This is a genomic window from Gemmatimonadales bacterium, from assembly GCA_036500345.1.
Classification (GTDB): Bacteria; Gemmatimonadota; Gemmatimonadetes; order Gemmatimonadales; family GWC2-71-9; genus Palsa-1233.
Genome location: DASYCE010000019.1, coordinates 1 through 9,749, shown reverse-complemented (window position 1 = coordinate 9,749; position 9,749 = coordinate 1). Strand labels below are relative to the sequence as shown.

At 64.2% G+C, this 9,749-nt stretch carries 6 protein-coding genes; all 6 read left to right on the top strand.

Translation table 11 applies throughout. From position 1 onward, the window contains the following. Positions 1-17 precede the first annotated feature (17 nt). Positions 18-2,510: an ABC transporter permease gene (locus VGM20_09840; GenBank protein HEY4101165.1), complete on the top strand. Its 2,493-nt coding sequence runs from the start codon at positions 18-20 to the stop codon at positions 2,508-2,510. Between the two features lie 152 nt (positions 2,511-2,662). After that, the gene (locus VGM20_09835) at positions 2,663-3,286 is read left to right on the top strand and encodes a hypothetical protein (protein HEY4101164.1); all 624 of its coding nucleotides are present in this window, start codon (positions 2,663-2,665) and stop codon (positions 3,284-3,286) included. Between the two features lie 83 nt (positions 3,287-3,369). After that, complete coding sequence (locus VGM20_09830) at positions 3,370-3,804, top strand: nuclear transport factor 2 family protein (protein HEY4101163.1); 435 nt, start codon at positions 3,370-3,372, stop codon at positions 3,802-3,804. Between the two features lie 90 nt (positions 3,805-3,894). Further along, on the top strand, positions 3,895-6,501 hold the full coding sequence (locus VGM20_09825; protein ID HEY4101162.1) for a protein kinase: 2,607 nt from the start codon (positions 3,895-3,897) through the stop codon (positions 6,499-6,501). Beyond that, positions 6,498-9,143, top strand: coding sequence for a protein kinase (locus VGM20_09820; protein ID HEY4101161.1), 2,646 nt, complete (start codon positions 6,498-6,500; stop codon positions 9,141-9,143). Before VGM20_09825 ends, VGM20_09820 begins: the two co-directional genes overlap by 4 nt. Continuing rightward, positions 9,140-9,749: serine/threonine-protein kinase (locus VGM20_09815; GenBank protein HEY4101160.1), on the top strand; the 610-nt coding region annotated here is incomplete at its 3' end. The genes VGM20_09820 and VGM20_09815, both read left to right, overlap by 4 nt.

Below are 9,749 nucleotides of genomic sequence, written 5' to 3'. Positions count from 1 at the left end.
CCCGAGGGGGGATCGAGATGACACGCTTGGTACCGGAAGTTGCCCAGGATGTTCGCTACGGTCTGCGCATGCTGGCCAGGAAGCCCACCTTCACGATCGTGGCTGTCCTGACGCTGGCGCTGGGCGTGGGAGCGACCACGGCCATTTTCAGCATCGTGGACGCGGTGTTGTTGCGTTCGCTGCCCTATCGCAATCCCGATCGTCTGGTACGCATCTATTTCAACGAGCCCGGCGTGGGACTGCGGGACGTCCGGTTTTCCAAGCCCGAACTGGACGACCTGCAGACGCGATCGGGTGTGTTTGACGACGTGACCCCCATCTTCTTTGGTAGCGAGAACGTTACCGGCGGCAGCCAGCCAGAGCGTGTCGAAGGCGTCAACGGCAGCTTCGGCTACTTCTCGATGCTCGGTGTGACCGCGCAAGTCGGACGAGTGTTTGATTCGCGCGATTTCACGCCTGGTTTTTCTCCCGTGGTCGTGATCAGCGACGGCCTGTGGCGCCGTGCCTATGGCGCCGATCCGAACATTGTCGGCCGTACTATCAGGGTCGACACTGATCCCGTCACCGTGATCGGGGTCTTGCCACGCGGATTTCGCCATCCTGGTCCGACGGTGTTCGGCGACGGGGAAGTCTTTGCCGCCGCCGGATTCACCGGTGAACCCTTTCCCCCGCCACTTCGCGCCAACCGGGTCTTGCGGTCTGGCATCGGGCGTCTCAAGCCGGGGCTGACCGTGGCGCAAGCTCAGACGCGGCTCACTGCCATGGCTGCGCAATTGCGCCGCGACTTTCCCGCCGATTACCAACCGCAGGCGCAATGGACCATCGAGATCCAACCATTGCAGGACACGCTGGTGGGCAAGGTCCGGCCGATGCTGCTGCTGATACTCGGTTCGGTCATCCTGATCGCGCTCATCGTCTCGCTGAACATTGCCAACCTGCTCCTGGCGCGCGCTTCGGGGCGACAACATGAGATGGCGATGCGGCTCTCGCTGGGGGCGAGCCGCGGCCGCCTGGTGCGCCAGTTGCTGACCGAGTCGATGCTGCTGTCGCTCATCGGCGGCGCCGCGGGAATCGCAACCGCCGTGGCTACGCTGGGGTTCATCGTGCGCTTCGTGCCATCGAACGTTCCCAGGCTCAACGAGGTACGCATCGACTGGGTGGTACTGGCGTTCGCGCTGCTGATTTCCATTCTGACCGGCCTGGTGTTTGGACTTGCTCCAGCGCTTCACTCGGCAAGAACGGCGTTCTCCCCGGCGATTCGCGAAGGCGGTCGCGGGTCCGGCTACGGCGTGAGGACCGGCCGATTGCGGGATGTGCTCATCGTCTCTGAGCTGGCATTTGCCGTGATACTGATGGTGGGAGCCGGCTTGCTGCTGCGCACGCTGCGGGACCTGTTGCAGGAGAATCCGGGATTCAATCCATCTCACGTTGTCACGTCAAACACGTGGCTGGGAAATCCCAACGATCCGAAGTCGGATCCGTATTTCGATATCGCCGGCAAGGTCACGCTCGATCGTGAAGTGCTCCGGCGGATGAGGGCAATTCCGGGAGTGGAACTCGCCGCCATCACCTCGACGATACCGACCACCAGTATCCCGGGCGCGGTCGGTGGCCTGGCGAGTGAAGGGTTCGCGATTGAAGATCGACCGGACGAGTCGGCTCAGGATCTGCGCGCCGAGAGAATTCGAATCAGCCCCGACTATTTCGACGTGTTCCAGGCGACACTCGTGCACGGTCGCTCATTCACCGAGGGCGATGAAGACGGCAAACCGCTGGTGGCCATCATTGACGAAAGCACCGCTCACAAGTACTGGCCGGGCCGCGATCCGTTGGGCCGCCGAGTGCGGTTCGGAACGGACCCGGCCAAGCCATGGACGACCGTCGTTGGTGTCATCAAGGATATCAAGCATGACGGTCTCGACAACGATGGCGTTCCCCACATCTACGTCTCGGTCTATCAGGACCCCAACAAGCAGGTAAGCGTGGCGCTGCGCACGTCCCTGCCCGCATCCGTGCTGGAACCGCGGATTCGGCGTGAAATCCAGAGCATTGATCCCGGCTTGCCGGTCTTTGGTGTTTCCTCGATGAATGACATCCTTGATCGGTCGGTGGCGTCACGTCGTTTCTCCGCCGATCTGGTAGGCGGATTTGCCGGACTTGCGGCGTTGCTCGCCTCGATCGGTATCTACGGCTTGCTGGGCTATCTGGTCGGCCAGAGATCGCGCGAAATAGGGATCCGCATGGCGCTGGGCGCGCGGCGGGAGGACATCCTCAACATGTTCCTGCACCGGGGGGCTGCCCTTGCCGGCGTGGGCGTCATCGCCGGGTTGGTCATTGCTGCAGCGTGCGCGCCGGTAATGGCAAGTCTGCTCTATGGGGTGCGCGCCCATGATCCGGCCGTCTTTCTGATCGTACCTCTGCTCCTGTTTGGCATTGCCGTTCTCGCCAGCTACCTGCCGGCGCGGCGCGCGACGAAAGTGGACCCGTTGATCGCCTTGCGCGACGCGTGACAGGAATCTCTCAATGGGTTGGGTGCTCCACCTGGGCGGCAGCGGATCCGTGAGGGGACTGGCGGGGCGGCCGGCGGGGCGGCGCGAATAGAGTTGCTCCATCCACATTGCAACGCTATCCTCCGGGCAACCCTTCCAGCCACGGAGTCGATATGAAGCTCGCTGCGGCGTTGCTGTTGGTATCTGTCGTTCCGGCAGCAGGGCAAACGATCAAGTATTCCACCGTGACCTGCTCCGATCCCGCTCTCGGTCCTCTGCAAACCCAACAGCGCGAATTCAAGGGCAAGTACGACGAGATGTCGGACTCGGTGCGAGTCGTTGCGAATTCGGAAACCACATCGTCGATGGTTGCCAACACGCATCGGACGCTGACGCTTGGAATCCGCTTTCAGGGGAAGGATCTTGCCAAGTCACCGCAATGGTTCCTGGAAAACCGATGGGAAGTACAGTCGGGCGACCTGAATGTGACCACCAAGGACCTCACTGCCCAATCGCGGCTGCAGGAATCCGAAGCACTGGCAATTCTGATCGATGATTCGGTGAGGTCCAGCCTGCCGGCGCTGGCTCAAGGGCGTCAACAGAACACCAGCCTCTTCAAGGGTCACACGATGACCGAGGTGTCGACCTATGAGGTCCCGTCAGACCTCCTTGTCAAAATGTTTGCCGGCAAAGAGGTCAAGCTTCGCGTTGGCCAGCATCTCTTCAAATGGCATCCACAGGATTTTCAGGACGCTGCCGGCATTTATCAGACAGTCGTCTGCCGCGCAAAGGGTTGAGATAGGAGGAGGTCGCGCTGGCGGACCATGTGATCGCCTGTAGGCTGCGATTCGGAGCTGGATGTCGAGCGATTGCCGCCACAGTGACGCTAGCGCTGGCAACCACCACCTCCGCCCCGGCCCGCGCCCAATCAATTCCGCAGGAGTCCTCAATCGATCGCACCGCGCTGCTCGATCTGGAGCAGCGCTGGCTCGCGGCGCACGACTCGACGACGCTCGACCGGATCCTGGCCAGCGATTTCCGCCACCTGGTCCCGCAAGGGGTCACCCTCGACAAGGCGGCACAGATCTCCTGGGCAGTACGCCATCCACCGGCGGCGGGTACCACACATATGCTGCACGACATGGTGGTACGCATCTACGGCGACGCCGCCGTGGTCAACGGCGAGGTCTGCGCCACCGACCCGGCCAGGGCAGTAACCCGGACCGTCTTCACCGACGTGTTCATCAAGCGCGCCGGGCGGTGGCAGGCGGTGAACGCGCAGGAGAACGCCGCGATCGGAAAGGGTAGCTGCTGACCCGGCCGAGGTAGCCACGCCAATGGCGCGAAGTCATTTCACCGCTAGTATTTAGGGTCTCCAGCTCCTCATCCACTCCATCAGGCGGATATGACACCACCGCACCCGGCGGGCCCCTCGACTGCGCTCAGGGCAAGCCTGTCCGACCGGTATACGATCGAGCGGGAGCTCGGTCAGGGCGGAATGGCCACGGTCTATCTCGCGCACGACATCAAGCACGACCGCAAGGTGGCGATCAAGGTCCTGAAGCCCGAGCTCGCCGCGGTCCTCGGCGCCGACCGTTTCGTGCAGGAGATCAGGACCACCGCCGCACTGCAGCACCCCCACATCCTCCCGCTGTTCGATTCGGGGGTCGCCGGGACCTTCCTCTACTATGTCATGCCGTACATCGAAGGCGAGACGCTGCGGAGCAAGCTCGATCGCGAAACGCAGCTCGGCATCAACGAGTCAGTGAAGATCACCACCGAAGTGGCGGACGCCCTCGACTACGCCCATCGTCACGGCGTGATCCATCGCGACGTCAAGCCGGAGAACATCCTTCTGCACGACGGCCGTCCGATGGTTGCCGACTTCGGAATTGCCCTCGCCGTGAGCGCCGCCGCAGGCGGCCGGATGACCGAGACCGGTCTCTCCCTCGGAACGCCCCATTACATGAGCCCCGAGCAGGCGACCGCCGAGAAGGAGATCACCGGAAGAAGCGACATCTATTCGCTTGGCAGCGTGCTCTACGAAATGTTGACGGGGAATCCACCGCACACCGGCGCCTCGGCGCGGCAGATCGTCATGAAGATCGTGACCGAAGATGCCGCACCGGTGACGAAACTCCGGAAGAATGTCCCGCCCAACGTGGCAGCAGCGGTCAGCAAGTCGCTCGAGAAACTTCCGGCAGACCGCTTCGAAACGGCGAGCGAGTTCGCGCGGGCATTGAACGATCCGGCATTCACCACCGCGCGCGCTTCGCAGACACGGCGCGAGAGCGCAATGACCGGCGCGAATGCGTGGATCACGTCCCCGTGGTCATGGAGCGCGCTGGCCGCGATCGTCCTCCTCGCGACGGCACTCGTCGTTGCGCGGCGTGCAGGGGTCCGCACCGGAGGCGTGACCTTCACGCAGAAGACCTTCCAGGACGAGGCAATCCTGGTGGCTCGTTATGGCGCCGATGGCAAGACGCTGGTCTTCAGCGCGACGCGTGGCGGCGCGGCCGGGACGACACCACATCTATATGTCATCCGCCCCGACTACGCCCACGCCGAGCCGATCGGCCCGGACTCGACGCACCTGCTGGCGATCTCAACCACCGGCGAGCTTGCGGTGCTCACCCACGCGAAATTTCTCGGCCATCGGCTCTTCACCGGAACCCTCGCGACGATGCCGATGAGCGGCGGCGCGCCGCGAGAATTGCTCGCCGAGGTTCGGGAAGCCGACTGGTCGCCCGACGGCACTGCGATGGCGGTGATTCGTCGAGTCGGTGGAGTCGATCAGCTGGAGTATCCGATCGGAACCGTGATCGCCAAGTCCACCGGCTATCTGTCGGATCCGCGCGTCTCACCGTCGGGGCGCGAAATCGCCATCGTCGAGCATCCGGTCGCGTACGACGATCGCGGCACGGTGACGATCATCGACCGCCAGGGAAAGCGCCTGGCGCAATCGCCGGTCCACTGGGCGGTTGAAGGGATGGCCTGGCAACCCGATGGCAGCGAGGTGTACTACTCCGCGACCTTTGCCGTCGCCGGTTCCTATTCGTCGCTGACGGTATACGCATTGAATCATCAGAGTCGTGAGCGCCACGTCCTGTCGAGCGCCGGCGGGATCACGGTACACGATGTCGCTCGATCGGGCCAATGGTTGATCACGCAGGACGGCGACCGTTACGTCGTCTTCGCGCGCGGGTCGAGCGATACGAGCGACAAGGACGTGAGCTGGCTCGATCTCTCCGACGAACCGGTGCTCAGCGCCGATGGCAAGGTGCTGGCGTTCGCTGACGAGGGGATCACCGGCGGCGAGAACTATGCAGTGATGCTGCGGAAGCTGGATGGCTCACCACCGGTTCGGCTGGGACAGGGTGCGCCGCTGGCGTTCTCGCACGACGGTGCCTGGATCCTTGGCCTGATCACCACGAGCCCGCCGCGCCTTCTCCTCTATCCGACGGGCGCGGGTACTCCCCGACCACTCAACCCGGGGCCGTTCGAGTCGATCACTTACCAGGCGGGCGACATCTTCGCGGATGGCAGCCGGTATTTCTTCTGCGGCAACCTTCCCCGCCAGCAGCCGCAATGCTTCACCGCGCCGCTCGCCGGCGGAGTTGCAGTCGCCGTCACCCCGAATGGTACGACGCAGGGAATCCTGTCGTCCGACGGCAAACGCGTCGCGGCACAGGTGGGCGATTCGTTCAGGATCTTCGACGTCAGCGGCGGACCGGGCCAACCGATTCTCGGCCTGACGCCCGGCGATCATCTGATTCGCTGGAGCCCCGACAATCGGGAACTCTGGGTCTTTCGCTACGATCCACTGGTGCTCCGAGTTGACCGCGTCGCGCCCGAGAGCGGCAAGCGCTCCCGGCTGATCGACATCACGCCGCCCGCCGGATCGGAACTGCGCCAGAGCTACGAACCGCGATTGAACGACAATCCGCTGGTGCATACCTACACGCAGACGCGTTACTCGTCGTCGCTGTTCGTGGTGGACGGAGCGCAATGAACCCCTTCACTACACTGGGAGAAGCGCTCTCCGACCGCTACACCGTCGAGCGGGAACTCGGCGCCGGCGGGATGGCGACGGTCTATCTCGCGCACGACATCAAGCACGACCGCAAGGTCGCGATCAAGGTGCTCCGTCCCGAACTCGCGGCGGTGATCGGTGCGGAGCGGTTCCTGGCCGAGATCAAGACGACGGCGAACCTGCAGCATCCGCACATCCTGTCGCTGTTCGACTCCGGCACCGTGAACGGCACCGTCTTCTATGTGATGCCGTTCGTCGACGGCGAGTCGCTGCGTGATCGTTTGTCGCGCGAGAAGCAGCTGCCCATCGACGATGCCGTGCGGATCGCGACTGAAACTGCCGAGGCGCTGCAGTATGCCCATCAACACGGCGTGATCCACCGCGACATCAAACCGGAGAACATCCTGCTGCACGGTGGTCACGCGTTGGTGGCCGACTTCGGCATCGCGCTCGCTGCGTCGAAGACCGGCGCCACCCGGATGACCGAGACGGGGATGTCGCTCGGCACGCCGCAGTACATGTCGCCGGAGCAGGCGATGGGTGAGCGTGAGCTCGATGCGCGCACCGATGTATATGCCCTCGGCTGCGTGACGTATGAGATGCTCACTGGTGCGCCGCCGTTCAGCGGTCCCACGGTGCAGGCGATCGTCGCCAAGGTATTGACCGATCGTCCATCGCCGATCGCCACGGTGCGAGACACCGTCCCCCGCGGCGTGGAACACGCAGTCCTGCGCGCACTCGCGAAGCTCCCGGCCGACCGCTGGGCGACGGCGTCCGATTATGCCGATGCACTTCGATCCGACGCTTCCCATCCGCTCCGCGGTGCTCCGACACGGATCCAGCGGCCGACAGCGTCGCGCCTGAGCGCACTACTCGGCGCCGCCTGCCTGATACTGCTAGGAACCACCGGATGGGCGCTGCGGCGAACCCCCGCTGCCCCATCGAGGATGTTCGACGCCGCGCTCCCCGACAGCGCGCCGATGAGTTCCGCACCAGATCTGAATTCGACGGGATACGGTACGGGAATCGTGAACCTCACCGTCGCCGGTAACGGTGATTTCGCGGTCTACCCCGTGCGTCACGGCGATTCCACGACACTCTGGTACCGCTCGCTGATCGACGCCAGCGCCCACCCGATCGCCGGGACCGCCGGCGGGACGACGCCGCGCATTTCGCCGGACGGAACGCGACTGGCATTTGTCAGCGCCAATCGCGTCCTGGTCATGCCGGTCGAGGGCGGCGACGTGAAGCTGTTGCTGCAGGCTGATGCGCCGCCGACGACGCTGGACTGGGTGTCACCTACACGGATCCTGGCGATCTCCAATGACGGCGTGACGCTGCACTGGCTCGATTCGGAGGTGGGCGCCAGCGACGAAAAATCGATGACAGTCAAGCTCAAGGCGCGTTGCTACTTCGGGCGCTGGATCGCGTCGCAGAAACGGTTGCTTTGCTCCCAGGGCGAAGGAGTGTTCGAGGAGATCTCGACGGGAACGACGCATTCTCTGCGCGCCAGGAATACCGATGGCTCGCCCGGATCGTCGGTGGTGACCGGTCAGTCGTTTCGAATCGTGGACGATCGCTACCTCATCTATGTCGGCGTCGACGGCGATGTGCGGGCGGCGCCGTACGACCCACGCACCGACCTCATCGGGCGTTCAGTCTCGCTGCTGAGCGGTGTGAAGGCCGACGCCGCGGGCTCCGGCCAGTTGGACCTGACACCGCAGGGACTGCTGGCGTTCGTCCCCGGCAAGCCGGTATCCGACGTGCGGATGGTAGCGCTCCGACCGGGCCAGGATCCCAAGGTCTTGCCGATCGAACAGGCGCACTTTCAGCGATTCGACCTCACCCGCGATGGCCATCGGCTGGCAGCGGTGGTGATCACGCCGCAGGGTCATGAACTTCGTATCTACGACCTGCGAACCGGGCAGCATCAGACATGGCTCCGGGCCGAATACATCGGCGGCCCGTTCTGGGACCCGAAGGGCGACAATATTGTCGTGCGGACCTGGAACGGCACTCGCGCTGCGATTCTCCGCGGCTCGCCCGATGCCGCCAACCCACCGGATACGGTGATGAGTGCGGCAAGCCTGAACCAGGTGCCGGAACCGACCGACTACCACGACGACTCGAACCTCCTTGCGCGCGGCGCGACCGAACCGTACCCCGCCATCCGGATCGACCTGACCCGCCATCCAGCCGCGTTCGACTCGCTCATCCCCGGTGCCGTGTTCGTCCAGATCTCGCCGGACGGACAGCGTCTGGTCTGGCAATCGCAGCCCACCGGACAGCTGAACCTGACGTCGTATCCTCCCGGCCCGCGACAGCAACTCGTCGCGCTGGGTGGCGTGGAACCGCTCTGGCTGTCGGCGAACGAGCTGCTCTTCAGATCAGGCGCCACATGGAACCTGGTGCGCCTCGGCGCGGATGGCACGGTCAGCTCACCCGAGCGCTGGGGAAGCGACCCCCGCTTCCTCGACACGCCGGGCTGGTCAAACCGCGTCTCCTGGGATGGCGGCATCATTTACGTGCAGAGCACCGACGTCAACGATGCCCGATTCCTCCGATTCATCCCCAACTTTGTCGCTACCATGAAGAACGCAGTGGACAAGGCGAATCGATGAGCGATAAGTCGCTGCGGGCGGCGCTGGCCGACCGATATACGATCGAGGGCGAGCTCGGTCAGGGTGGGATGGCCACAGTCTACCTCGCGCACGACGTGAAGCACGATCGCAAGGTCGCGATCAAGGTGCTCCGCCCGGAACTCGCGGCCGTCATCGGGGCGGAGCGATTCCTGGCCGAGATCAAGACAACGGCGAACCTGCAGCATCCGCACATCCTGTCGCTGTTTGATTCGGGCACCGTCGACGGCACGGTCTTCTATGTGATGCCGTTCGTCGACGGCGAGTCGCTGCGTGATCGGTTGACGCGAGAGAAGCAGTTGCCGGTCGACGACGCGCTACGCATTGCGCGTGAAGTCGCCGATGCGCTGGAGTACGCCCACCATCACGGCGTGATCCACCGCGACATCAAGCCGGAGAACATCCTGCTGCACGGCGGACACGCGCTCGTGGCGGATTTCGGGATCGCGCTCGCCGCGTCGAAGACCGGTGGTGCCCGGATGACCGAGACCGGGATGTCGCTCGGCACGCCACAGTACATGAGTCCCGAACAGGCGATGGGCGAGCGCGAACTCGACGCGCGCACTGATGTCTATGCCCTCGGCTGCG